Genomic DNA, 24,254 nt, shown 5'->3' with positions numbered 1-24,254 from the left:
CGCGTTAGGCGAAAGTGTGGGCGGTTTCGCCGCCCTAACGCGCGACAAACAAAGAGATTTAGGGGTAGGCTCGCCGTCATGAGCAAGTCCGACGACTACGACAACGAGCTTGTCCAGCTGCAGCTGGCCCTGATCGCCATGCAGAAGAAGGCCATCAAGGACGGCTGGAAAATCCTGGCCGTGTTCGAGGGCCGCGACGCCGCCGGCAAGGACGGCACGATCGCCCGAATCGTCCAGCATCTGTCCAAGCGGGCCACCTCGGTCGTCGCCCTGCCCAAGCCCAACGAGCGCGAGCGCAGCGAGTGGTACTTCCAGCGCTATGTCGAATATCTGCCGGCCTGCGGCGAGGCGGTGCTGTTCAACCGCTCCTGGTACAACCGCGCCGGGGTCGAGCGGGTGATGGACTTCTCGACACCGAAGCAGCAGGAGCAGTTCCTGCGCGACGTGCCCGCGTTCGAGCGGATGCTGGTCGAGAACGACACCCGCTACGTCAAGTTCTGGCTGGACATCAGTCGCGAGGAACAGGCCCAGCGCTTGAAGGCTCGTCGCGAGGACCCGCTGAAGGCCTTCAAGACCAGCGAACTCGACAAGGTCGCCGAGGAGAAGTGGGACGACTACACCAAGGCTCGCGACGAGATGCTGATGCGCACGCACAGCGACGTCGCGCCCTGGATCTGCGTCCGCGCCGACCACAAGAAGGCCGCCCGGCTCAACGTCATCCGCTGGCTGCTGCACGCCGCCGGCGACAAGAAGATCGCCAAGGGCGTGGCGCGGCCCGATCCGGAAGTGATCTTCGCGTTCGAGCCCAGCGCGCTCGAGGACGGGCGGCTGGCGCGCTAGCGCCTTTTCCGCGCCTTCCGCTCGGCCGCGACCGCCGCGTTCCCAGCCACCCGATGGCGGACGATGTCGGCCACCAGGTCCGGCGGCAGCGGCGCGTCGGGCTGGAAGCGGATCGTGCCCTTGGCCGTCTCGAAGCCCTTCAGACGCTCGGCGAACGCGTCGATCACCGCGCCCGGATAGAAGGCGCAGTGCTTCGCGGCCGCGCCGAAATGGACGAGATTGCCGTTCAGCTTGAAGGTCGGCAGGCCATAGCTGATGGCCTCGCTGGCGTCGGGCGCCACGGCGCGGATCTGGCCGCGAAGGCTCTCCAGAGCCGCGCGCTGATCGGCGGGAAGCTTGGCGAGGTAGTCGTCGACGGACGCGGCGGGGGGCTTCATCATGGGGCGTCTCCGGCTCACGGTCATTCGACCGCCAAACGAGGACGAGCGAAAGCCCCCGTTTCCGACATCGGCCGCGCCAGCTTCACAAGCCGGGCGCGGCATGGTGCTTTGGCCGCCAGAAGAAGGAGCTCCGCATGGACGCCACGACCGCCGGGACGGCGCGAACCACCGCCCTGACGCGCCTGGCGATCGGGCTGGCGCAGGGGATCGCGCTGTTCCTGCTGCAGAAGGCCGACGAGGGGAAGAGCTGGCCGGCCACCCAGCCGATGCTCTACGCCCCGCTGCTGGTCTGCGCCCTGACAGTTCCCCTGATCCCGCTGTCGGCCCTGTCGGCCATGCGCCGGAGCGCCCTCGTCGCTTGGAGCGCCGTGGCCGCCGCCCTGGTCGCGATCATGGCGATCCACGCCGCATGGGACGGCGCCGCGCCCGAGCGCCTGGGCGTGGGCCCGCTGTCGCCACCGCTGTTCATCGGCGTGGCCGCCCTGCTGTTCATCGCCCACCACCTGGTCCAGCCGGCCGAGGCGGCGGGAAGGCCGATCGCGCCCTACGCCGACTATTTCGACCTGGTCGGGACCAATGTCGTCCGACTCTTTCTCTCCCTGGCCTTCACCGGCGCCTTCTGGCTGCTGCTGTTCCTGGCGGGCGCCCTATTCAAGCTGATCGGCGTCGAGGCGATCCAGAAGCTGATCGGCGAGGCCGCCTTCGCCTTCCCGGCCACCGGCCTGATGTTCGCCGCCGCCGTCCACATGGCCGTGCAGCTGACCGAGGCGCGGGCGGGCCTGGTGCGCGGGGTGCGGACCGTCGGCCTGGTCCTCCTGGCCTGGCTGCTGCCGCTGATGGTCGTGATCGCCAGCGGTTTCCTGGCCACCCTGCCCTTCACGGGCCTGGCCCCGCTGTGGAGCACCAAGGCCGCGGCGTCCCTGCTGCTATCGGCCGCCGCCGCCCTGATCATCCTGATCAACGCCGCCTATCAGGACGGCCTGGAGCCGCCGAACCCGATCCTGCGCTGGGCTGCCCGCGCCGCCAGCCTGCTGCTGATCCCGATCGTCATCCTGACGGCCTACGCCCTGTGGCTGCGGATCCATCAGTACGGCCTGACGCCCGACCGGGTGATGGCCACGACCTACCTGATCGTCGCGGTCGGCTTCACGATTGGCTACACGCTCGCCGCCACGCGGCCGGGCGCCTGGATGAAGCCGCTGGAGCGGACCAACCTGGTGATGGCCGCCGTCTCGGTCCTCCTGCTGATCGCCCTCTTCACCCCGATCGCCGATCCAGCGCGGCTGTCGGTGGCCAGCCAGGTCAAGCGGCTGGAGTCGGGCAAGGTCTCGGCGGAGAAGTTCGACTTCCAGTTCCTGCGCTTCGACAGCTATCGCTACGGGCGCCTGGCGCTGGAGCGGCTGAAGAAGAGTTCCAACGGCGACATCGCGCGACGGGCGACCGCGGCGAGCATCGCGAACGCCAAGACCGCGCCCGTCGAGAAGCTCGGTCCCGACTTCGCGAACATGGCCGTCTACCCGGCCGGCAAGGTCTTGCCCGACAGCTTCCGCCGTCAGGACTGGAAGGCCTCCGACTCGGATTCGGCCTGCACCTACACCGACATGCGGTGCTCGGCGTTGATCATCGACGTGGACGGCGACGGCGTGGACGAGGTGCTGCTGGCCAGCGGCGCGGCGTTCGATGTCTTCAAGATGTCCGACAACCGTTGGCGTCGCGTGGGTCAAGCCATGGGCGCGTGCCCAGGCGCTGATATCGACGGGGCGCTGAAGGCGGGCGAGGTGAACATGTCGGAGCCCACCGCCCGCCGCGACCTCATGGTCGGCGATCAAAGGTTGATCCTGGCGCCGGCCGGCGTGGGCTGCCACGCCCCTTCGCCGCCGGCTCCTAGCCCACGCCCTCGCTGATCGCGTTGAGCCGCGCGTAGACGCCGCCCTTGGCCTTCAGCTGGTCGTGGCGGCCTTCCTCGACGACGCGGCCCTTCTGGAACACGAGGATCCGGTCGGCGCCGCGCACCGTCGACAGGCGGTGGGCGATGACGATCGTCGTGCGGCCCTCCATCAGCGCCTCGGCGGCGGCCTGAACCAGGCCTTCGGTCTCGACGTCCAGCGACGAAGTCGCCTCGTCCAAGACGAGGATCGGCGCGTCGGCCAGGAAGGCCCGGGCGATGGCCACCCGTTGCCGTTCTCCGCCCGACAGCTTGACGCCCCGCTCGCCGACCAGGGTGTCGTAGCCCTTGGGCAGCTTCAGGATGAAGTCGTGGGCGCGCGCCTTCTTGGCGGCCGCCTCGACCTCCTCGCGGGTGGCGTCCGGCTTGGCGTAGGCGATGTTCTCGTACAGCGAGCGGTGGAACAGGGCCGGGTCCTGCGGCACCACCGCGATCGCGCGGCGGAGGCTGGTCTGGGTCACCCGGGACACGTCCTGGCCGTCGATCAGGATCGCCCCGTCTTGCAGGTCGTGCAGGCGCTGGATCAGCTTGACGAAGGTCGACTTGCCCGAGCCCGTGGGCCCGACCAACGCCACCCGCTCGCCCGGCGCGATCTTCAAGGAGAAGCGGTCGTATAGCGGCGCGCCGGCGGCCTTGTAGCGGAAGGTCACGTTCTGGAATTCGATCGCGCCGGGGCCCGGCTGGAAGTCGAGCGCGTCGGGCGCGTCGGCGATCTGGGGCGCGAGACGCGTCCAGGCCGCGACGTCCTCGGTGTCGTCGAGGCCCTTTTGCAGCATGCGGATGTTCTCGCCCAGGTTCCGCAGATAGCCGCTCATCAGCATGAAGGCGGTGATGGCGAAGGCGACGTCGCCGGCCGTGGCCGTGCCCTGCGTCCAGCCCCAGACCATCGCGCCCGTCAGGCCCGCCTGCAGCACGACGAGCAGCAGGTTCTGGCCTAGCCACACGTCGGTGAAGCGGCTCCAGGTGACCATCACCGCCTCGCGCCAAGCGGCCGTAACCTCGGCGAGGCGCTGGGCCTCGCGCTGCTCGGCGCCGAAGCTCTTCACGGTGGGGTTGGAGGTCACCGCGTCGGCCAGGGCCCCGCCGATCTGGGAGTCGAGCGCGTTGGACTTCAGGTTGCTGGGCCGCACATAGCGCTCGGTGACCCACAGGTTCACCGACAGGTATGCGATCACCACGACCAGCGAGATCCCGCCGGCCAGCGGCTGGCGGAGCAGCATGGCGATCGACAGGCCGACCAGCACGATGACGCCCGGCCCCAGCCAGATCGTCACCGCATCGGTGACGCTGTCATAGCCCCACATGGCGCGGGTCAGCTTGCGCACGGTGGCGCCGGCGAAACTGTCGGCGTGCCAGTCCGACGAGAAGGCCTGCACCTTTGCGAAGCTCTCGTTGGTCATCTCCTCCATGTTCCGGGCGGCCAGGGGGATCCAGAACCGGTGGGCGATGTTGCGCACCACCGCGAAGGCGAAATAGACGCCGATGAACATGGCCAGCGCCGACCAGGCCCCGGCGTCGCCGCGCGGCTTGGTCGCGACGGTGTCGACCAGATGTCCTGAGGCGTAGGGCAGCGCGAGATCGAAGCCGACCGCGACCAGGGTCAGGCCCACGCCCAGGCCGAACAGCAGCGGCCGCCGCTTCCAGAAGCGGGCGATAAAGGCCAGCACCTGGCGGTTCGACAGCGCGCGCTTCCTGGCGCCGGTTTCGTCTTCGTCCTCGAATAGGTCGCTCATGGTGAGGCTACATAGGGCCTCGGGGGCTTTAGCGGGAGGCGCCTTTTCGTCGCCCGAACGGCCGCCAGCGCAGGAACCACCGGATCGCCGGCCCGACGACGGGGGTGCGCAGCATGGGCCGGACCGCGTGGGGACGGGTCTTGAGGAAGCAGACCACCGCTCCGATCCAGAAGACGGTGGTCGGCATGCCGGGCGTCACGATTCCGATCGCGCCCGTCGCGACCAGCACCCCGCCCAGCCCGTCCAGCGCCCAGCGCTCCGCGCGGCTGAGACGTCGACGTCGCGATTTACGATCCGGGGCGGCGGAGGCCATGCGCCGATCCTCGCGCCCAGCGAACCCGCTGTCGAGAGGATTGAGAGCGGCTCGCAACATCGCGAACCCTTAAGCGGGGCGGAGGCGCAGGGTCGAGGCGCGATCGTCTTTGGCGAGGCCCCGCCGGATGCGCGGCCCGAACTTGGTCGCCGAGAGCAGACGGGCGACCATCTTCTGATCGCCGGCCCGCGCGAATAGCCGCGCGGCTGCGGTCCAGAGGGTCGTGGTGACGGGGTGCGGCAGGACGATCCCGGCCGCGCCGCCGGCCAGCAGCAGGCTCCAACTGGAAACACGAAGAGCGGCGGTGGTCATGGCGGAATTCCTCGAAAAAGGCGGGGAGGTCCGGACGGAGCGCGTTGCCCGGCCTCCCCGAAACCGTCGCCTATTCGGCGGCGATGGCGATGTCGGCGATCGAGACCCCGACGCGTTGGGCGACACCCGCGGCATAGGCCGGATCGGCCCGGTGGAAGTGGACCAGCTGGCGCTTGATGATCGCCTCGGGCACGCCCTGCATGGCCGCCGCGATGTTGTCGAACAGCTGGGCCTGCTGCTCGGGGCTCATCAGGCGGAACAGGGCGCCGGGCTGGCTGTAGTCGTCATTGCCGTCCCGGTGGTTGAAGCGATCGGCGTCGCCGTGCAGCGGTAGCGGCGGCTCGGCCACGGACGGATCCTCGACCGGCCCGCCGAAGCTGTTGGGCTCGTACCAGGCGTCGGTGCGCGGCGGGCTGTCGAAGCGCATCGCGCCGTCGGCGTGGTAGTGATGCACCGGACAGCGCGGACGGTTGACCGGCAGCGCCTCGTAGTGCGTGCCGATCCGGTAGCGGTGGGCGTCGGCATAGGCGAAGATCCGCGCCTGCAGAACCTTGTCCGGCGAGAAGCCGATCCCCGGGACGATGTTCGACGGCGAGAACGAGCTCTGCTCGACCTCGGCGAAGTAGTTGTCCGGGTTGCGGTTCAGCTCCAGCACGCCGACCTCGATCAGCGGGAAATCGGCGTGCGGCCAGACCTTGGTCAGGTCGAACGGATTGTACGACGTCCGCTCGGCCTGTTCCTCCGTCATGATCTGGACGCAGAAGGTCCAGCGCGGATGGTCGCCACGCTCGATCGCCTCGAACAGGTCGCGCTGGGCGCTCTCGCGGTCATTGGCGATGACCGCATTGCCCTCGGCGTTCGTCCAGTTCTTGATCCCCTGCTGGGACTTAAAGTGGAACTTCACCCAGACGCGCTCATTGGCGGCGTTGATGAAGCTGTAGGTGTGGCTGCCGAAGCCGTGCATGAACCGGTAGCCCTGCGGCAGGCCGCGATCGCTGAACAGGGTCGTGACCTGGTGCAGGCTCTCGGGGGAGAGGCTCCAGAAGTCCCACATCGCCGTCGGCGAGCGCAGGTTGGTGACCGGGTGGCGCTTCTGGGTGCGGATGAAGTCGGGGAACTTCAGCGGGTCGCGGATGAAGAACACCGGCGTGTTGTTGCCCACCAGGTCCCAGTTGCCCTCCTCGGTATAGACCTTCAGGGCGAAGCCGCGCACGTCGCGCTCGGCGTCGGCCGCGCCTCGTTCGCCGGCCACGGTCGAGAAGCGCAGTAGAACCTCGCTCTCGGCGCCCGGCTGGAGGGCCTTGGCCTTGGTCCAGCGGCTGATGTCCTGGGTGATCTTCAGCGTCCCGTACGCCGCCGAGCCCTTGGCGTGGACGACGCGCTCGGGGATGCGCTCGCGGTTCTGGTGGGCCAGCTTCTCCAGCAGTTGGTAGTCCTGCATCAGCAGCGGACCGCGCGGACCGGCGCTGATCGAATTCTGGTTGTCCGCGATCGGCGCGCCGGCCGTCGTCGTCATGGTCGTCTTGGTCATGGCTGCCTCCGCCGTGGATGTGCGCGAACCTTGGCCGCCGGGCTCAAATAAATCCAATTGATCGTTTTTCTCGACAGGATCGGATTTATCTATGTTCGCATCCCAAAGCATGGCCGATCGCGCCAAGCCGGGCTTGAACGTTGCGGCCGCTCTTTTCCGCTCGCGCGGGCGCGGGTAAGCCTGCCGCCATGAACACGCACGCCATCCTGCCCGACGCGGCGGCGACGAACTGGGTCGACCGTTACGCGCCCGATCGCCTGCGGCCGTGGCTGAAGCTCGGTCGGTTCGATCGGCCGGCGGGGATCTGGCTCTTGATGCTGCCGGGCTGGCAGGGCGTGGCCCTGGCCGCCGCCGAGCAGGGCCGTTGGCCCAATCCGCTACTGCTGCTGGCCGTCTTCGTCGGCGCGGCGCTGATGCGGGCGGCGGGCTGCGCCTTCAACGACATCGTCGATCGCGACTTCGACGCCCAGGTGGCCCGCACGGCCATGCGGCCGATCCCCGCCGGCCTGATCAGCGTCAGGCAGGCATGGGCCTTCCTGGTGGGCTGCAGCCTGATCAGTTTCCTGATCCTGGTGTGTCTGGGCTGGACCGCGATCCTGCTCGGCGTGCTGTCCCTGGGCCTGGTCGCGGCCTATCCGTTCATGAAGCGGATCACCTGGTGGCCGCAGGCTTGGCTGGGCCTGACGTTCAACTGGGGCGCCCTGCTGGGCTACGCCGCCGCGGTCGGGCATCTGTCCTGGTCGGCCGCCCTGCTCTACGGCGCGGGCATCTTCTGGACCCTGGGCTACGACACGATCTACGCCATCCAGGACATCGAGGACGACGCCTTGGCCGGCATCAAGTCCTCGACCCGGCGCCTGGGCCGGCACGTGAAGCTGGGCGTCGCCGGCTTCTACGCGGCCTCGGCGGTGTTAGTGATCGCGGCGGCCTGGGTCGGCGGTCTTGGCCCGCTGTTCCTGCCCTTCGCCGGCGCCTTCGCCCTGCACCTGTCGCGCCAGGCCGCCGCCGTGCGCCTGGAGGACGGACAGGGCGCGCTGAAGCTATTCAAGTCGAACGCCGTGGCGGGGCTGATGGTGGTGCTGGGCCTCGTGGCGGGGCTCTGGAAGCCAGGCGTGAGTTTCTAGAACGGCCCCTGGCGGTAGACCCGCTCCATCACCTGGTTCAGCTCGACCAGCCGCCGGTCATAGCTCCGGGCCAAGCAGGCCTGGTTGCCGCCGCAGGCGTGGCGGTTCCTCAGCCAGGCGCGCTGGTCGCCGATGATCGCGTCGCGCCCGCCCATCGGCACGAGGTGGCGGGTGATGCCGTACAGCTGGTCGACACGGACGTCCTGATCGTTCAGCGCGCGATTGGCGCAGATGGCCCGCTCGTCGGCCGCCCGCGCCTTGCCGCAGTCGAAGCTGGCGGCGGCGGCGGGCGTCGCGGCCGCGGCGGCCAGGACGAGGGCGGTGAGCAGGCGACGCATCGAAACCTCCGAAACTCATGACGCAGGGTCATCCTGTCGGGCCTAAGCTGAATGTGCGATGATCGGTTCCATGGCCGTCGCCGCCCGCGTCAAACCGCAGGACCTGTTCACGTCCGACGAATGGACGCGGATTTCCGCGCGCTCGTCCTGGCGCGGGATCGCCCTGGTCGCCCATGCCTGGGCGGTGATCGTCGCGGCCGGAGCGCTGTTCGTGCTGCTGCCCAATCCGCTGACCTACGTCCTCGCCGTGATGCTGATCGGCGCGCGCCAGCTAGGGCTGGCGATCCTGATGCACGAGGCCGCCCACGGCGGCCTGCACCCCAATCTCAAGGTCAATGATTGGCTGGGCGAGTGGCTGTGCGCCGCCCCGATCGGCGCTTCGCTCGCGCGCTATCGCCCCTACCACCTGACCCACCATAAGTACGCCCAGCAGGCCGAGGATCCGGACCTCGTCCTGTCCGCGCCCTTCCCCACGACCCGCGTCTCGCTGCGCCGGAAGATGATCCGCGACCTGACGGGCCAGACCTTCTTCAAGCAGCGCTTCGGGCCGCTGCTGGGCAGGGCCAAGGGCGATACGCCCAAGGGCGCGATCGTCGCCGGCGAAGTGGCGCGGCAGGCCCCCTTCCTGCTGTGGAACCTGGGTCTGCTGATCGTGCTCTCGGCCTTCGGGTTGTGGTGGGCCTGGCTGGCGCTGTGGATCGTGCCGATGGCGACCTGGTTTCCGCTGGTCACCCGCCTGCGCAACATCGCCGAGCACGCCTTGGTGGCCAGGGACGAGCCGGACCCGTTCCGCCACGCCCGCACCACCCGCGCCAACTGGATCGAGCGCGCCCTGATCGCGCCCTACCACGTCAACTTCCACGCCGAGCACCACATGTTCATGCACACCCCGTGCTGGAACCTGCCGCTCGCGCACCGGCTGCTGGAGAAGAAGGGCCTGACCGAGCGGATGCTGACCGCGCCCGGCTACCTGTCGGTGCTGAAGGCCGCGTCGAGCAAAGCGGTCGCGGCCTGAGGTCGGGCGTGCTCTAACGCCGTCCATGATCGTCCAGACCTTGGAAGGCCGCCGGGCTTTCATCCGCGAGAATACGCGCCTCCAGGCGCCGCCGCATACGCCGGAGCTCCAGCTGCACCTCGCCGACGAGGTGACGCCGATCTGGAAGCTGACCGAGGAGGCGCTGGAGGAGATCGGCCTGCCGCCCCCGTTCTGGGCCTTCGCCTGGGCAGGTGGCCAGGCTTTGGCGCGCTACATCCTCGATCATCCCGAGATCGTGGCCGGCAAGCGGGTGATCGATTTCGCGACGGGCTCGGGCATCGTCGCCGTCGCGGCCATGAAGGCCGGCGCTACAAGCGTGCTGGCGGCCGATATCGACGTCTTCTGCGAGGCGGCCGTCGGCCTGAACGCCGACGCCAACGCCGTCGAGATCGCCTTCACCGACCAGAACCTGCTCGATAGTCCGCCCCCGGCCGCCGACGTGCTGCTGGCCGGTGATATCTGCTACGAGCGGCCGATGGCCGAGGCGGTGATGGCCTGGCTGGGTCAGGGTCGCGCGGCGGGCGCCCGCGTGCTGATCGGCGACCCGGGCCGCACCTACTTCCCCAAGGACGGCCTGGAGAAGCTGGCCGAGTACCAGGTGCCGACCACGCGCGAGCTTGAAGACCTGGCCGTCAAGCGCACCAGCGTCTGGACTCTGCCCTGAGCGGCCGATAAGAACATTTGCGGAACATCAGTGACGGAGCGCGCCATGCGTGAAGACGGCAAGATCGACTATATCGAGTGGCCCGCCGGCGACCTGCCCGCGACCAAGAGCTTCTATTCCGCCGCCTTCGGCTGGCGCTTCACCGACTATGGGCCAGACTACGCCGCCTTCGAGGGCGAGGGCGCGGACGGCGGCTTCGCCAAGCCGCAGGAAGGCTCCAGCGACCGGCCGCTGGTCATCCTCTACGCCCACGACCTGGAAGCGATGCTGGACAAGGTCGTGAAGGCCGGCGGGACGATCACCGCTCCGATTTTCGAGTTCCCCGGCGGACGCCGCTTCCACTTCACCGACCCGTCCGGCAACGAGCTGGGCGTCTGGAGCGCCACGGGCGTCGAATAGGCGAGCGCGGCGAATCGCGATCGGTTCGCCGTCTCTGCTTTCCGAGGGGGAATGACATGCGGGCATGGGCTTTGGCGCTGATCGGGACGGCTTCGATCGGGATGGCTTCGATCGGGATGGCGGGCGTCGCGCGCGCCGAGGACCCGTTGCCTGCGCCGATCCCCTCCCCGGTCAAGGCGCTGGAAGGCTGCTGGCGCGGCGGCGGTGACGTGATGGGCAAGCCCGTCGACATGGCCCTGAACGTCAGGCCCGCCGCGCTGGGAACCGCTCTGACCGTGGACGCCGACAGCCACGCCAAGGCCGATCCCGCCGACCGCTACGCCGCCCACCTGGTGCTGGCGGGCCGCGGCCCGGCGCCCAAGGACGGCTCGGCGACGGGGATCTCCGGCTTCTGGGCCGACAGCTTCGGCGGCGACTTCACCGCCGTCGGCAAGGGCGAGGCGGTGCCGGGCGGCTTCGACGTCATCTACCCCTATCCCGACGCCGCCTTCGTCAATCGCTGGCGGCTCGCCGAGGGCGGAAAGCTATCCTGGACCATCGTCGCCCGATCCGGCGGCAAGGATGCGCCGTTCGCCGCCTACGCCCTGACCCGCGCCGCTTGTCCGGCGAAGTAGGTGGCCGGCCGGCCGCATCAAACCGTCACACAGCCCCGCTAATGTCCGTCTCCTGACGATTGGGGGCCGACAGGGGCGAGGCGATGACGGCGGACAAAAGCTGCGGGTCCTGCGGCCTGTGCTGCAAGGTCCTGGCGATCGAGGCCCTCGACAAGCTCGACGGCGTCTGGTGCGGCCACTTCAAGAAGGGCGGCGGCTGCGGCTTCTACGAGCATCGGCCCGCGGCCTGCCGGGCTTTCGAATGTCTTTGGCTGACCTCGGCCAAGCTGGGCGATGAATGGCGGCCCGACAAGGCCGGCTTCGTCATGTATTCCGACCGCGACGGCAAGCGGCTGAACGTCGTGGCCGATCCCGGCAAGCCGACGGCCTGGCGGCGCGAGCCATACTATTCCTACATCAAGGCCATGTCGCGCCGGGCGCTCGACGGCTACGAGCTGGTGGTCTGCGTTGGCGACCGCCGGACCGTGGTCTTCCCGACCGAGGAGATCGACCTGGGCGTGCTGCCGCCCGACCGCAAGCTGGTCAGCGGCTATATCGAACGGGACGGGGCGCTCACGCCCTTCGCCATGGTGCTGGCCGACGCGGACTAGAACCGCGGATGAAAATCCCGCGGGCTCCAGCCGAAGTCCCGCGCCGCCGCCGACGAGTCGAACGTCAGGTCCTGGCCCATGCGCGTTCCCATCGCCGCCGTGGCGCCGGGATAGAAGGGCTTGGCTAGCCGCATCAGCAGCGAAAACAGCCAGGTCGGCATCGGCAGGGATCTGGGGGTCTTGCCCAGCCCCTCGAAGACGCGGTCGACCATGGCGCGATAGGTCAGGGTCTCGCCGCCGACCAGGTCATAGGCTCGGCCCCGCGCGGCGGGCGCCTTGGCCGCCGCCAGCGCGCCGACCGCCAGATCGGCCGCGTGCACCGGCTGGCGCAGGCCCTCGCCCCGCCCCGACAACGGCATCACATGAAACCGCGTCACCAGGCGCGCGATGCGGCTGACGTTCTCGTCGTGGCCTTCGTCATAGATCAAGGTCGGCCGCAGGATGGTCCAGGCCACGCCGTTCTCGGCGCACCAGGTCTCGACCGCATGCTCGGCGTCGATCAGCGCCTTGGCCACCGCGCGCTCGCCGGCCTCGGGCGAGGCGACCTTGGTGAAGCGGCTGGTCGAGGAAAAGGCGATCAGCCGGACCATGCCGCGCGCCTTCAGCCCGGGCAGGACGGGCGGCAGAAGCCAGATCGGCGACAGCGAGAACACCGTGGCCGCCGGCGGCAAACGCTCCTCCACGCCGGAATCGGTCAGGTCGACATCGATCCAGCAGGCGTCGCCGGCGGGCGGCCGACGGCTGATGGCGACCGGGTCGAAGCCCTCCTCCGCCAGCCGCGCCATCAGGTGGCCGCCGATCAGGCTGGTCGCGCCCAGCACGAGAATGGGCGTCTTGAGGGTGTTGTCGGAGTCCATGGCCAACATATAGTCCCGCCGCCGAGAGGTTGCCCATGACCTATGACGATGTCGTCGCCTTCGCCCTGCGCCTGCCCGGCGTCGAACACGGGACCGCCTATGGCCGCCCGTGCCTGAAGGCGCACGGCAAGTTCCTGACCCGCCTGTTCGAGGACGGCGAGAGTCTGGTCTGCCCCGGCGTGCCGTTCGACGAGCGCGAAATGCTGGTCGAGGCCGAGCCGGACGTCTTCCATTTCACCGATCACTTCCGCAACTATCCCTATGTCCTGATCCGCCTGGCCGCCGCCCATGACGGCACGGTCGAGCGGATGGTGCTTCGCCAATGGCGGGCCACCGCGCCCAAGAAGGCGCTGAAGGCGTGGGACGAAAGCCGCGGAACGGAGACCGAATGACCGACAAGACCAAGGCCTGGCGCGTCCTGATCGCGCTGGTCGCCGCCTCGGGCCCGCTGCTGCAGTACGGCCTGATGGCTTATGACGAGACCCTCGCGACCCTGCCGGCCAAGACCGTCGAGTTCTTCAGCTATTTCACGATCCTGTCGAACACCCTGGCCGCCATCGCCTTGGCCGCGCCCCTGGTCGCTCCGGAGAGCCGCCTCGCGTTGTGGTCCGAGCGGGCCGGCCCGCGCGCGGCGATCGCGACCTATCTGGCGATCACGGCCGTGGTCTATCATACGATGTTGGCCCACACCTGGGACCCGCATGGCCTGCGTCTCGCCGCCACGACGCTCAACCACACGATCACGCCGGCTGCGTTCCTGGTCGATCTGGCCCTACGCGGCGGCCAGGGCGAGGCGCGCTGGATCGCGGCCTTGAAGTCGATGGCCTTCCCCGCCCTGTTCGGCGCCTGGACCCTGGCGCACGGCGCGGTCTCGGGCTTCTATCCCTATCCGTTCATGGATGTCGCCAAGCGCGGCTATCCGGCCGTACTCGCCACGATCGTCCAGATGGGCGTTGCATTCGCTATCGTCTGCCTGATCTTCGTCGCCCTGTCGCGCGTTCGGACCAGGACCGCGTCCGCCAAGCCCGCTCCCCTATCCGCCTGATCGCCTTATCCCGGAGTTCTCGATGTCCAAGCTCGTCCCCGCTATTCGCTCTGGCGACGTCCTGATGCCCGCCATCGGCTTTGGCACCTGGCAACTCGAGAACGGGACCGCCGTCCCGTTGGTCGAGAAGGCGCTGGAGGTCGGCTACCGCCACATCGACACCGCGCAGATCTACGGAAACGAGCAGGACGTCGGCGCGGCGATCAAGAACAGCGGGATCAAGCGCGACGAACTCTTCGTCACCACCAAGATCTGGATCGACAACTTCGCCGACGGCGACCTTCAGCGCTCGGCGCAGATCAGCCTGGAAAAGCTGGGCCTCGACCACGTCGACCTGCTGCTGCTGCACTGGCCCAAGCCCAACCCGTCGATGGCCGAAACCCTGGCGGCGCTGAACGAGGTCCGCGCCAAGGGCTGGACCCGCGCCATCGGCGTCTCGAACTACCCCTCGGCCCAGCTCGAAGAGGCCGCCAAGCTGTCGGACGCCCCGATCGCCACCGACCAGGTCGAATATCACCCCTACCTGTCGCTGAAGACCCTGAAGGCCAAGGCCGACGAACTGGGTGTCTCGATCACCGCCTGGTCGCCGCTGGCCCAGGGCAAGGTCGCCCAGGATCCGCTGTTGATCGACATCGGCCGCGCCCACGGCAAGACGCCCGGCCAGGTCACTCTGCGCTGGATCATCCAGCAGGGGATCATCGCCATCCCGCGCACCAGCAACCCCAAGCGCATCGAAGAGAACTTCGACATCCTCGACTTCGAGCTGACGGAAAAGGAGATGGCGGAGATCCACGGCCTGGCGCGGCCGGATGGGCGGATCGGCGACTGGATCGACGAGGCGTACCAGTGGGACGCGGAGTAAGGACCGTCGCGCCCCACCAAAACTCCCTCCGCTTTCAGACGAAAGCCGTTTCATCCGCGCGGGAAAGCGCCTAGGTAAGCCTCAACCTGAGCATAAGCATGCGGGGACGAGCGAACATGGATGACGCGGGCGTGGTGAGCTTGCAGGCGACGATGGCGGACATGGGCCGGGCGGCGCGCGACGGGGCGCGGGCCCTGCGCCTGGCCTCGCCAGAGCAGCGCACCGTCGCGATCCGCGCCATGGCCGCCGAGATCCGCGCCGCCGCCCCCGCCATCCTCGCCGCCAACGCCGAAGACCTGGCCCGCGCCGAGGCCAACGGCGTCTCGGGCCCGATGCTCGACCGCCTCGCGCTCGACGTCGCGCGCCTGGAAGGCGTCGCCGCCGGGGTCGAGGCCGTCGCCGAGATCGCCGACCCCCTGGGCGTGGCCACCTCGCGCTGGACGCGGCCCAACGGCCTCGACATCAGCCGGGTGCGCACCCCGATCGGCGTGATCGCCATGATCTATGAGAGCCGCCCGAACGTCACCGCCGACGCCGCGGCGCTTTGCGTGCGCTCGGGCAACGCGGTGATCCTGCGCGGCGGCTCGGAGTGCATCGCCTCGAACCTCGCGATCCACGCGGCGATCGAGCGCGGCCTGGAAGCGGCCGGCCTCCCCGCCAGCGCCGTGCAGGCGGTCAAGACGCCCGACCGCGCCGCCGTCGGCATGATCCTCCAAGGGCTGGACCGCTCGATCGACCTGATCATCCCGCGCGGCGGCAAGAGCCTGGTCGCCCGCGTCCAGGCCGAGGCCCGCGCCCCGGTGCTGGGCCACCTGGAAGGTCTGAACCACGTCTTCGTCCACGCCGCCGCCGATCCCAAGAAGGCCGTCGACATCGTCGTCAACGCCAAGCTGCGGCGGGTGTCGGTCTGCGGCGCGGCCGAGACCCTGCTGGTCGACAAGGCCGTCGCCGAAAAGCTTCTGCCGCCGATCGCCGAAGCGCTGATCGCGGCCGGCTGCGAGCTGCGCGGCGACGCCGCCGCCCGCGCCCTCGTCCCGTCGATGAAGGCCGCGACGTCCGAGGATTGGACCACCGAGTATCTGGCCGCGATCCTGGCGGTGGCCGTGGTCGACGGCGTCGAGGGCGCGGCCGCGCACATCGCCGCCTTCGGTTCGGGCCACACCGACGCCATCGTCACCGAGGACGAGGCCGCCGCCGAGGCGTTCGTCGCCGCGGTCGACAGCGCCATCGTGCTGGTCAACGCCTCTACCCAGTTCGCCGACGGCGGCGAGTTCGGTTTCGGCGCCGAAATCGGCATCGCCACCGACAAGCTTCACGCCCGCGGCCCGGTTGGGGCCGAGCAACTGACGACGTTCAAATATGTGGTTCGCGGGACCGGCCAGACTCGTCCCTGACGCCGGCCGGCCCGCCGCGCAACGCCTTGGCTTCCACCTGGAACCGGGCATGCGCGTTGGCCTGTTCGGCGGCAGCTTCAACCCGGCGCACGAGGGCCACGCCCACGTGGCCGAGACGGCCATGCGCCGTCTGGAGCTGGACCGCGTGATCTGGCTGGTGTCGCCGCAGAACCCGCTGAAATCCTCGCACGAAACCCGCCCTTTGGCCGAGCGGATGGCGGAGGCTCGCCGCTGGGCGCGGGGCTCGGGCATGATCGTCTCGGACGCCGAGACGCGGCTGGGTTCGCAATACACGATCGACACCCTGCGGGTTCTGAAAGCCCGCTTCCCGGGCGTGAAGTTCGTCTGGGTGATGGGCGCCGACAGCCTGGCCGGCTTCCATCGCTGGCGCGGCTGGACCCAGATCATGCGCGAGGTTCCGGTGGCGGTGATCTCGCGGCCGTGGATCGCGCTGAAGGCCCGCACGGCCCCGGCGGCCCGTCGCTTCGCCTTCGCCCGCTGGCCGGCCAGCGCCGCGGCGCGGCTTCCCGACGCCACCGCGCCGGCCTGGGTCTATCTGACGGGGCCGCTCAATTTCGCCTCATCGACGGCGATGCGGGCGCGGCAGAAGGGCAAGCTGGGCCGGTAGCTTCAGCGCGGACGGAAGCCCAAATCGACGTCAATGAACGCGACCTCTCTGTTTTCGCCCAATTCCGTGCTAAGAAGACTGTCCACAGCGACCCCATAAGGAGCAATACGCTGCGTAGCGACCCCGCGCTTAGTGCGCACGAGGGAACGGCTGGAGCCGAATCCTCGACTGAATCCCCGGGCCTGAGTCTCCCCCTCGACCTCAAGGCGCTGGAGCGCCTGATCCTGGAGCGCCTGGACGACGACAAGGCCCAGGACATTGTCCACATCGACCTGACGGACAAGAGCTCGGTCGCCGACAGCCTGATCGTGGCGTCGGGCCGATCGCACCGTCACGTCGGCGCCTTGGCCGATCACCTGCTGCGCGCGTTGAAGGAAAACGGCTACGGCAAGGCGCGGGTCGAAGGCCTGCCGCACTGCGACTGGGTGCTGATCGACGCCGGCGACGTGGTCATCCACCTGTTCCGTCCCGAAGTGCGCAGCTTCTACAACATCGAGAAGATCTGGGCGGTCGACGCCCCGCACCGCACGGCGGCGAACTAATCTTTCGCGCGCGGCGACGGACCTGAGCCGTCGCCGCCCCGCCTTTCCTAGGCGATCTCCAGCACATACAGATGCGTGTCCGCCTCGCCCTCGTACATCGTGTCGGCGAGGGTGAAGCTCGCGCGCGCCAGCATCGCCGCCGAGGCATGGTTCTGGGGATAGATCAGGGCGCGGAGGCGTTCGACGCCGCGGGCGCGGGCGACAGCGATCAAGCCGTCCAGGATCTCGCGCCCCAGACCCTTTCCTTGCCAAGCCCGCGCGAGGCCGTAGATCAACTCCTCTCCGCCCTCGGGTGGCCGGGCCACGCCCGCCCAGCCGATCAGGACGCCGCTGTCCCGATCGAGCACCGCCGCCGTGCCGTAACCGTGGCGAGCCACGTTCTCGCGCGACCGGACGATCCAGTCCGCCACGGCCGGGCGATCCAAGGGCTGGCCGTCGCCAACGAAGCGCATGACCTCCGGATCGCCAACGATCGCGGCCAAGGCGTCTAGGTCTCCGGGCTCGAACGGCCGAACGGTCAAGCGAGGCGTTTGAAAGGCGGTCATGACGCCGGACCTTTAAGGCGGCGGGCGTCCGTGGCAAAGGCTGACCTGATGAAGATCACCATCCTCACCGTCGGAAAGCTGGGCCGCATGGTCGAGGCTCAGCTGGCGCTGGACTACGCGTCCCGCGCCACGGCGTCCGGTCGCGCCCTGGCGTTGGGCCCGGTCGAGATCGTCGAGGTCGAGGCTCGCAAGCCCGGCAAGGCGGCCGAGGCCGAGGTGCTGCGTCCGCACCTCGAGGGCGCCCACGTCATCGCCTGCGACGAGCACGGCAAGGTCCGCAAGAGCCGCGACTTCGCCGACCATCTGGCCAAGCTGCGCGATGACGGAACCCGCCGCGTGGTCTTCCTGATCGGCGGCGCCGACGGCCTGGATCCCTCGATCCTGTCCAGCGCCAACGAGACCATGGCTTTCGGGCCCCAGACCTGGCCGCACGCCCTGGCCCGCGCCATGCTGGCCGAACAGATCTATCGCGCCGCCACCATTCTCTCGGGCTCGCCCTATCACCGGGATTGAGCATGACAGCCGAAAGTGGAAGCCGGTTTCGGCGACTGTCATGCTCAACTTTTCTGAAGAAGAGCCTGTTCGCCTGAACAGGCTAGGCGCTACTAAGGGCGCGATGCTTCGCCGTCCCTCGCGTCTATTGCTCACCATCGCCGCCCTGGCGCTCGCCGTTCCCACGGTCGGGATCGCCTGGCAGAGCGTCGACCGCGCCGCCATGGAACAGCGCGCCAAGGACCGCCAGACCGCGGCCGACACCCGCCGCGAGATCGAGGACCTGCGCGCCGAGCTCGATCGCCTGGACCACGCCCGCGTCGCCGCCGGCGCGGACGTTGACGCCAAGCGCGCCCGGCTGGAGACCCTGAACGCCCGCGAGCGCGCCATCCTGGCGGACCTTGGCCTCAACCGGCAGAGGCTGGCCCGGCTGCTGTCGGCGCTGCAGCTGTTCCGCCGCGATCCGCCGCCGGCCCTGCTGGTTTCGCCGGACAATGCTCGCGACGCCGTCCGCGCCGCGATCCTGATCCGCGCCATGACGCCGGATCTGCGGGATCGGGCGCGTGCCTACGCCCGCCAGGCCACGGCCGTCGGGACCCTACGCCGCGAAGCCGCCGCCGCCTCGGCCGAGCTGTTCACCGCCGAAAGCGTGGTGGCCGACCGCAAGGGCGAGATCGAGCGGCTGATCATCGAGAAGACCCAACTGGAGCGCGCTTACGCCCAGGAGGCCCTGGCCCAGGAGACCGAGCTGCGCACCCTGGGCGCCCTCAGCGACGGCCTGGGCCGCGCGGCGCCCACCGGACCGCTGGTTCTGCGCGCGCCGGCGGCCGGCGCGATCGTCAGGCGCTTTGGCCAAGAGATGCCGGCCGGCGGCAGGGCGCCGGGCCTGACTCTGCGGACCACCAAGGGCCTTTCGATCGCCTCGCCCGTCGCGGGAACCGTGGAGTACGCCGGCGCGCTGAACGGCTGGGGCGCGGTGATCATTCTACGAGCACAGGGCGCCTATCACGTCGTGCTGGCCGGCCTCGACCAGATCACCGCCGCGCCCGGACAATCTGTCGCGGTCGGCGCCGCGATCGGAAAGATGCCGGACCATGTATCCTCCGATCCGGAGCTCTATATGGAAGTGCGGGAGAACGGCGAACCGGCCGATCCGGAACGTTGGTTCAAACAGGAGTCGCGATAAGCGGCTTTTTCGGTAATGTGACTGTCTTCGGACAGCCGCCAAATCGGGTTGGACGGGGCTAATATCGGTTTGCGACGCCGCGCGTCGCCAGGGAGCCTTCTGGGCCTTAATGCGCAAGTATCTGCTCATCGGCGTTTCCGCCTTCGTCCTCGGCGCGGGGACCATGGCCTATATCAGCCCCATCGCTCAGGCGAACAACGCGCCGAAGACCAAGACCTACAAGCTGCTGGAACTGTTCGGCGACGTGCTGGGCACGGTCGAGGACCAGTACGTCACCGAGGTCGACGACAAGAAGCTGATCGAGGCGGCGTTGGACGGCATGCTGACCAGCCTCGACCCGCATTCGGGCTATCTGTCGCCCGACAGCTACGAGGACATGCAGGACACCACCCGCGGCGAATATGGCGGCCTGGGCCTGGAAGTCACCAGCGAGGACGGCGTGGTCAAGGTGATCTCGCCGATGGACGGCACCCCCGCCTCGCGCGCGGGCGTGCAAGCCGGCGACTATATCACCGCCGTCAACGGCCAGAGCGTTCTGGGCCTGACGGTCAACGAAGCCGTCAAGCAGATGCGCGGCGCGGCCGGCGAGCCGGTCACCCTGACGATCGCTCGCGACAAGAACGACCCCTTCGACGTCAAGCTGATCCGGGAGATCATCAAGCCCAAGGCCGCCATCGCCCGCATGGAAGGCGACTATGGCTATGTCCGCCTGCCCGGCTTCAACGAAAAGGCCACCGACGCCTTGGTCAGCTCGATCAATGAGCTGAAGACCAAGAACCCGAAGATGAAGGGCCTGATCCTGGATCTTCGCAACAATCCGGGCGGCTTGCTCGACCAGGCCGTGGGCGTCTCTGACGTCTTCCTGGACGGCGGCGAGGTGGTCAGCCAGCGCGGCCGCGATCCGCGCAACATCCAGCGCTACAACGCCAAGCCCGGCGACCTGCTGAACGGCCTGCCGATGGTGGTGTTGATCAACCAGGGCTCGGCCTCGGCGGCGGAGATCGTGGCCGGCGCCCTGCAGGACCGTCACCGGGCGGAACTGGTCGGCCTGACCAGCTTCGGCAAGGGCTCGGTGCAGACCGTGATCCCGCTGCGCGGCGGCGCCGACGGCGCCCTGAAGCTGACCACGGCCCGTTACTTCACGCCGTCGGGCCGCTCGATCCAGAAGACCGGCATCGCCCCTGACCTCGAGGTCGCCCAGACCCGCGACCAGGCCCAGGACATCGCCAACCGCGTCTGGTTCAGCGAGGCCAGCTTCAAGAACGCCCTGAACGGCGACGAGGGCAAGACCCGGATCGCGCCGCACGCGCCGGCCGAGGCGCCGCCGACGGGCTTCGACGACAAGAAGGGCGACTTCCAGCTGGACCGCGCCTTGGCGGTTCTCAAGGCCGGCGGCGTGGCCAACACGCCCAAGCTGCCCAAGCCGGCCGCCAAGATCGCCGAGGTCACCGCCAAGGCGGCCACGGCGGCGGGCAAGGCGCCGCCTCCCGAGAAGAAGTAGGCTCCGCTCGGCATCGCCGCCTCGAACGCCGCCTCGCCCCGCGAGAGAGCGCGTCAGGTTAGGTGTGAGCGGTGTTAAGCCGCTCGAACGCGCTCTAGGCGGCGTTTTCCGCAGGCCGTGCGGCGTCCCGTCGCGTGTGGCGCGCCCGCTGGCGACGCCTTGTTAACCATCTCTTCGGCCCTTGCGCTTAGCTTGCGAGGCGATGGCCGTCACGTTTTCCCGCAAGCCCGCCTACGCCGCCGCGACGCCCGCGTCCGGCGGGTCCGAAGGGTTGCGCGCCAAGCTCGGGACCGCCCTGACCAATCCCTATATCGGCGCCGGCGGCGCGGCCTGCCTGTTCCTGGCTTCGCTGGCGACGCTGGTCCTGGTGACCAGCGACCCGTCCGCGGGCAATCCCAGCGTTCGCCTGGAGCTGACCAAGATCGGCGCCACCAAGAACGCGCCCGAGGGCTGGCGCGAGGCGCTCACGGCCGAGGCCCCGCACGAGGCGCCGCTGAAGCCCAGCGAGCTTCAGCTCTCCCGCGCCCCGTTCCCGGCCGCCGGCGCCGAGGAGGGCGAGAAGCCGGCCTTCGAGGGCGAGCAGCCGCCGCCGCCCATCCAGCAAGGCCCCGGCCTGCCCCAGGCGCCGATCGCCGGCCTGACCGCGCCTGGTCCTGGCGGCGCGCCGCTGCCGATCATCGCCGCCGACGGGCGCACCGCCGCCGACGCCTACGCCCGCCCCTTCACGCCGAATGGTCGACCCAAGGTCTCCGTCGTGATCGGCGGCCTTGGCCTCAACGCCCAGACCACCCGCGCCGCGATCGAGACCCTGCCCGCCGAGATCACCCTGTCCTTCGCGCCCTACGCCGAAGGGCTGCAAGGCTGGATCGACCTGGCGCGCGAGCATGGCCACGAAGTGCTGCTGGAGACGCCGATGGAGCCGGCGGACTATCCGGCCAACGATCCTGGCCCCTACACCCTGATCGCCGCCAACCGCCCCGAGGACACCGTTCGAAAGCTCGAATGGCTGATGTCACGGGCCACGGGCTACTTCGGCCTGTCGAACTATCTGGGGGCGCGCTTCGTCGACAACGATCAGGCGATGGCCACCTTCACCGCCGTGCTCAAGACGCGCGGCTTGGCTTTCGTGGACGACGGCCTGGTCGCCCGCCACGCGGGCCCCATCCCCCGCGCCTCGGCCGATCGGGTGATCGACGACGAGCTGTCGGCCAGCGCGATCGACGCGCAACTCCGCGCGCTGGAAAACGGCGCGTCCGCTCGCGGGCAGTCGCTGGGGTCCGGCTTCGCCTATCCGGTGACCATCAACCAGGTCCGCCTCTGGGCCGCTGGTCTAGAGGCGCGCGGCCTGCAGCTGGCGCCGGCCTCGGCTCTCGCCCACCGCTAAACCTTGTGGAATAAGGCTCGCATGACCGTAGAGCCTGACTATCCGCAGCATCGCCCGAACGTGGGCGTCGTCCTGTTTCATCCGGACGGCCGCGTCTGGCTGGGCCGGCGGCACAAACAGGCGCCGCCCTATAACTGGCAGTTCCCGCAAGGCGGAGTCGATGAGGGCGAGGACCTCGAATCGGCCGCCAGGCGCGAGCTCGCGGAGGAGACCGGCGTCAGCTCCGTGGAGCTGCTTGGACGGACGCCCGGCTGGATCACCTACGACTTCCCGCCCGAGGTTCTGGCCGACCCTAGATCTTCGCGCGGCTGGCTTGGGCAAAAGCAGGTCTGGTTCGCCTATCGCTTCACCGGAGACGAGTCGGAGATCGATCTTACGGCGGACGAACACGTCGAGTTCGACGCCTGGCGATGGGGTAGGCTCGACGAAGCACCCGAACTGATCGTACCCTTCAAGCGTGGCGTCTACGAAGCAGTCGTCGCCGCGTTCGCGGGGTTCGCGCGAAGGGCCTGATTTCCGGGCTTTCGCGCGAGGGGAGAACGGTGGTGGAAACAGTTCTGTTGATTCACGGCTACGGCTGCGGCGGCGACGTCTGGGGCCCCGTGGCTGGACGGCTGCGCGCCGAGGGCTACCGCGTCGAGACGCCGACGATCCGGGCGGCGGTGCGGACCGTTGATGGCCCCCGCGCGGGCCTCGCCGGCCTGACGCTGGCCGACTATGTCGCCGAGATGATCGCCTACGCCCAGACCCTGACCCGGGAGACCGGCAAGAAGCCGATTGTCATGGGCCACTCCATGGGCGGCCTGATCGCCCAAAAAGTCGCGGAGGCCGGGCAGGCCTCGGCCGTCGTGCTGTTCGCCCCCGCCTCGCCCGCCGATGCGCGCGGAAAACCCAAGCTCACCCCTGTCTTCACGTTCCTGAACATGGTCCTGGCCGGCAAGCCCGAGACCAAGGCCGGCAAGATGTGGAAGACCGGCTTCAAGTTCGGCGTCGCCAACGCCGTGCCCGCCGAGCGTCACGACGCTCTTTACGCCACCATGGTCTATGACAGCGGACAGGTGCTGGCCGATCTGGCCTACCCCGCCAAGGACCCCAACAAGGCCGCCCATGTCGACGCCAGCAAGGTCACCGCGCCGATGCTGGTCTTGGCGGGCGCGCTGGACCGCACGACACCCGTTGGGGACGTGCGTCTCGTCGGCAAGAAGTACGCCGGCGCCGAGTATCGCGAGTACCCCAACAACGCCCACTATCTGATAGATGAGCCAAACACGATGAAGATCCTCGACGACCTGATCGCCTGGCTGGGCGGCAAGAAGCAAACGCCGGCCGCCACGCCCGCGCCGCCCCCCGCGAAAGCGCCGACTCCGGCGCCCGCGCCCGTGAAGGCGGCCGAGCCCGCGCCGGCTCCGGCTCCGGCTCCGGCCCCGGCTCCCGCGCCAACCCCGGCGCCCGCGCCCAAGCCCGCTCCGGCGCCGACCGCCGCGCCGAAGGCCGAGGCCAAGCCGAAGGCCGCCGCGCCCAAGAAAGCCGCCGCTCCGGCCAAGGCGCCCGCCGCGAAGGCTCCGGCCGCCAAGGCCGCCGCCCCGAAGGCCGCGCCCGCCAAGGCCGCGGCCAAGCCGGCCGCCAAGCCGAAAGCGGCGGCGGCTCCGAAGACGGCCGCCAAGCCCGCTCCCAAGGCCAAGGCCGCTCCGGCCGCCAAGCCCGCGGCGACCAAGGCTCCCGCCAAGCCGGCGGCGGCGAAAGCCCCGGCCAAGGCCGCTGCTCCGAAGGCCGCCAGCCCGAAGGCCGCAGCTAAGCCCGCCGCCGCTAAGCCGGCGACCGCCAAGCCCGCCGCCGCCAAGAAAGCGCCCGCCGCCAAGGCCGCCGCGGCGAAGGCTCCGGCCGCCAAGAAGCCTGCGACAAAGGCGCCCGCCAAAACCTCGCCCAAGTCGAAGTAGACCGTGTACTCTGCCCCGTCGGCCAAGCTGGCCGACGGGGTTTAGTCGGGTTCAAGGGCGTC

At 69.3% G+C, this 24,254-nt stretch carries 28 protein-coding genes; 20 read left to right on the top strand and 8 right to left on the bottom strand.

Annotated elements, in window-relative coordinates:
* Positions 1–78 precede the first annotated feature (78 nt).
* Positions 79–840 carry a polyphosphate kinase 2 gene (gene ppk2, locus J2728_RS20530; protein ID WP_310002035.1) on the top strand — a complete coding sequence of 254 codons (762 nt, stop codon included), beginning with the start codon at positions 79–81 and terminating at the stop codon, positions 838–840.
* Here the strand turns inward: ppk2 and J2728_RS20525 are convergent.
* Positions 837–1,220: an iron chaperone gene (locus J2728_RS20525; protein ID WP_310002034.1), complete on the bottom strand. Its 384-nt coding sequence runs from the start codon at positions 1,218–1,220 to the stop codon at positions 837–839. The two genes, ppk2 and J2728_RS20525, sit on opposite strands and share 4 nt — an antisense overlap.
* A 134-nt stretch (positions 1,221–1,354) precedes the next feature.
* On the opposite strand from J2728_RS20525, the gene J2728_RS20520 reads away from it, so the two are divergent.
* The gene (locus J2728_RS20520; RefSeq protein WP_310002033.1) at positions 1,355–3,124 is read left to right on the top strand and encodes a DUF4153 domain-containing protein; all 1,770 of its coding nucleotides are present in this window, start codon (positions 1,355–1,357) and stop codon (positions 3,122–3,124) included.
* Here J2728_RS20520 and J2728_RS20515 read toward each other — a convergent pair.
* The 4 genes from J2728_RS20515 to J2728_RS20500 all read right to left on the bottom strand — a co-directional run bounded on the left by J2728_RS20515 (position 3,105) and on the right by J2728_RS20500 (position 7,054).
* Positions 3,105–4,898: an ABC transporter ATP-binding protein gene (locus J2728_RS20515; RefSeq protein ID WP_310002032.1), complete on the bottom strand. Its 1,794-nt coding sequence runs from the start codon at positions 4,896–4,898 to the stop codon at positions 3,105–3,107. The genes J2728_RS20520 and J2728_RS20515 overlap by 20 nt on opposite strands.
* Positions 4,899–4,926: 28 nt before the next feature.
* Positions 4,927–5,211, bottom strand: a complete 285-nt coding sequence (locus J2728_RS20510; RefSeq protein WP_310002031.1) for a DUF454 family protein — start codon at positions 5,209–5,211, stop codon at positions 4,927–4,929.
* Between the two features lie 69 nt (positions 5,212–5,280).
* The gene (locus J2728_RS20505; protein ID WP_310002030.1) at positions 5,281–5,523 is read right to left on the bottom strand and encodes a hypothetical protein; all 243 of its coding nucleotides are present in this window, start codon (positions 5,521–5,523) and stop codon (positions 5,281–5,283) included.
* A 70-nt stretch (positions 5,524–5,593) separates the two neighbouring features.
* Entirely contained in the window at positions 5,594–7,054 is a 1,461-nt protein-coding gene (locus J2728_RS20500) for a catalase (protein ID WP_310002029.1), read from the bottom strand.
* Positions 7,055–7,242: 188 nt separating this feature from the next.
* Between J2728_RS20500 and ubiA the strand changes: the two genes are divergently transcribed.
* Positions 7,243–8,178 (top strand): 4-hydroxybenzoate octaprenyltransferase, encoded by a 936-nt coding sequence (gene ubiA, locus J2728_RS20495; protein ID WP_310002028.1) that lies wholly within the window; start codon positions 7,243–7,245, stop codon positions 8,176–8,178.
* On the opposite strand, the gene J2728_RS20490 is transcribed toward ubiA, so the two are convergent.
* Positions 8,175–8,516: a lysozyme inhibitor LprI family protein gene (locus J2728_RS20490; RefSeq protein ID WP_310002027.1), complete on the bottom strand. Its 342-nt coding sequence runs from the start codon at positions 8,514–8,516 to the stop codon at positions 8,175–8,177. The two genes, ubiA and J2728_RS20490, sit on opposite strands and share 4 nt — an antisense overlap.
* A 70-nt stretch (positions 8,517–8,586) precedes the next feature.
* Between J2728_RS20490 and J2728_RS20485 the strand changes: the two genes are divergently transcribed.
* The 5 genes from J2728_RS20485 to J2728_RS20465 all read left to right on the top strand — a co-directional run bounded on the left by J2728_RS20485 (position 8,587) and on the right by J2728_RS20465 (position 11,819).
* Entirely contained in the window at positions 8,587–9,531 is a 945-nt protein-coding gene (locus J2728_RS20485) for a fatty acid desaturase family protein (protein WP_310002155.1), read from the top strand.
* 25 nt (positions 9,532–9,556) lie between these two features.
* Positions 9,557–10,216 carry a class I SAM-dependent methyltransferase gene (locus tag J2728_RS20480; protein ID WP_310002026.1) on the top strand — a complete coding sequence of 220 codons (660 nt, stop codon included), beginning with the start codon at positions 9,557–9,559 and terminating at the stop codon, positions 10,214–10,216.
* Positions 10,217–10,261: 45 nt separating this feature from the next.
* The gene (locus tag J2728_RS20475; RefSeq protein ID WP_310002024.1) at positions 10,262–10,615 is read left to right on the top strand and encodes a VOC family protein; all 354 of its coding nucleotides are present in this window, start codon (positions 10,262–10,264) and stop codon (positions 10,613–10,615) included.
* Between the two features lie 56 nt (positions 10,616–10,671).
* On the top strand, positions 10,672–11,229 hold the full coding sequence (locus J2728_RS20470; protein WP_310002022.1) for a hypothetical protein: 558 nt from the start codon (positions 10,672–10,674) through the stop codon (positions 11,227–11,229).
* 83 nt (positions 11,230–11,312) lie between these two features.
* The gene (locus J2728_RS20465) at positions 11,313–11,819 is read left to right on the top strand and encodes a YkgJ family cysteine cluster protein (RefSeq protein ID WP_310002021.1); all 507 of its coding nucleotides are present in this window, start codon (positions 11,313–11,315) and stop codon (positions 11,817–11,819) included.
* Here the strand turns inward: J2728_RS20465 and J2728_RS20460 are convergent.
* Entirely contained in the window at positions 11,816–12,676 is an 861-nt protein-coding gene (locus tag J2728_RS20460) for an NAD-dependent epimerase/dehydratase family protein (protein ID WP_310002020.1), read from the bottom strand. The two genes, J2728_RS20465 and J2728_RS20460, sit on opposite strands and share 4 nt — an antisense overlap.
* 29 nt (positions 12,677–12,705) lie before the next feature.
* Between J2728_RS20460 and J2728_RS20455 the strand changes: the two genes are divergently transcribed.
* The 6 genes from J2728_RS20455 to rsfS all read left to right on the top strand — a co-directional run bounded on the left by J2728_RS20455 (position 12,706) and on the right by rsfS (position 17,147).
* Entirely contained in the window at positions 12,706–13,068 is a 363-nt protein-coding gene (locus tag J2728_RS20455) for an MmcQ/YjbR family DNA-binding protein (protein ID WP_310002019.1), read from the top strand.
* A complete protein-coding gene (locus tag J2728_RS20450; RefSeq protein WP_310002018.1) occupies positions 13,065–13,721 on the top strand; it encodes a Pr6Pr family membrane protein in 657 nt (218 codons plus the stop codon). Before J2728_RS20455 ends, J2728_RS20450 begins: the two co-directional genes overlap by 4 nt.
* A 22-nt stretch (positions 13,722–13,743) precedes the next feature.
* Complete coding sequence (locus J2728_RS20445; RefSeq protein WP_310002017.1) at positions 13,744–14,583, top strand: aldo/keto reductase; 840 nt, start codon at positions 13,744–13,746, stop codon at positions 14,581–14,583.
* Positions 14,584–14,699: 116 nt separating this feature from the next.
* Positions 14,700–15,977, top strand: a complete 1,278-nt coding sequence (locus J2728_RS20440; RefSeq protein WP_310002016.1) for a glutamate-5-semialdehyde dehydrogenase — start codon at positions 14,700–14,702, stop codon at positions 15,975–15,977.
* Positions 15,943–16,605 (top strand): nicotinate-nucleotide adenylyltransferase, encoded by a 663-nt coding sequence (locus J2728_RS20435; RefSeq protein ID WP_310002015.1) that lies wholly within the window; start codon positions 15,943–15,945, stop codon positions 16,603–16,605. Before J2728_RS20440 ends, J2728_RS20435 begins: the two co-directional genes overlap by 35 nt.
* Positions 16,606–16,715: 110 nt before the next feature.
* Positions 16,716–17,147, top strand: a complete 432-nt coding sequence (rsfS, locus tag J2728_RS20430) for a ribosome silencing factor (RefSeq protein WP_310002154.1) — start codon at positions 16,716–16,718, stop codon at positions 17,145–17,147.
* A 47-nt stretch (positions 17,148–17,194) separates the two neighbouring features.
* Here the strand turns inward: rsfS and J2728_RS20425 are convergent, their stop codons facing one another.
* On the bottom strand, positions 17,195–17,692 hold the full coding sequence (locus tag J2728_RS20425; protein ID WP_310002014.1) for a GNAT family N-acetyltransferase: 498 nt from the start codon (positions 17,690–17,692) through the stop codon (positions 17,195–17,197).
* A gap of 48 nt (positions 17,693–17,740) precedes the next feature.
* Between J2728_RS20425 and rlmH the strand changes: the two genes are divergently transcribed.
* The 6 genes from rlmH (at position 17,741) to J2728_RS20395 (ending at position 24,192) form a co-directional block, all read left to right on the top strand.
* Positions 17,741–18,205, top strand: coding sequence for a 23S rRNA (pseudouridine(1915)-N(3))-methyltransferase RlmH (rlmH, locus tag J2728_RS20420; RefSeq protein ID WP_310002013.1), 465 nt, complete (start codon positions 17,741–17,743; stop codon positions 18,203–18,205).
* A gap of 103 nt (positions 18,206–18,308) precedes the next feature.
* Complete coding sequence (locus J2728_RS20415) at positions 18,309–19,370, top strand: murein hydrolase activator EnvC family protein (protein WP_310002011.1); 1,062 nt, start codon at positions 18,309–18,311, stop codon at positions 19,368–19,370.
* A 109-nt stretch (positions 19,371–19,479) separates the two neighbouring features.
* A complete protein-coding gene (locus tag J2728_RS20410) occupies positions 19,480–20,871 on the top strand; it encodes a S41 family peptidase (protein WP_310002010.1) in 1,392 nt (463 codons plus the stop codon).
* A gap of 202 nt (positions 20,872–21,073) precedes the next feature.
* Positions 21,074–22,255, top strand: a complete 1,182-nt coding sequence (locus J2728_RS20405; RefSeq protein ID WP_310002008.1) for a divergent polysaccharide deacetylase family protein — start codon at positions 21,074–21,076, stop codon at positions 22,253–22,255.
* Positions 22,256–22,276: 21 nt separating this feature from the next.
* On the top strand, positions 22,277–22,768 hold the full coding sequence (locus tag J2728_RS20400) for an RNA pyrophosphohydrolase (RefSeq protein ID WP_310002006.1): 492 nt from the start codon (positions 22,277–22,279) through the stop codon (positions 22,766–22,768).
* 29 nt (positions 22,769–22,797) lie between these two features.
* Entirely contained in the window at positions 22,798–24,192 is a 1,395-nt protein-coding gene (locus J2728_RS20395; RefSeq protein ID WP_310002003.1) for an alpha/beta hydrolase, read from the top strand.
* The last annotated feature ends 62 nt before the right edge of the window (positions 24,193–24,254 follow it).

This window comes from Caulobacter segnis (assembly GCF_031454995.1).
Taxonomy (GTDB): Bacteria; Pseudomonadota; Alphaproteobacteria; order Caulobacterales; family Caulobacteraceae; genus Caulobacter; species Caulobacter segnis_E.
Note: the sequence above shows the minus strand (reverse complement) of the source record. Positions and strands in the feature narration are given on the sequence as shown.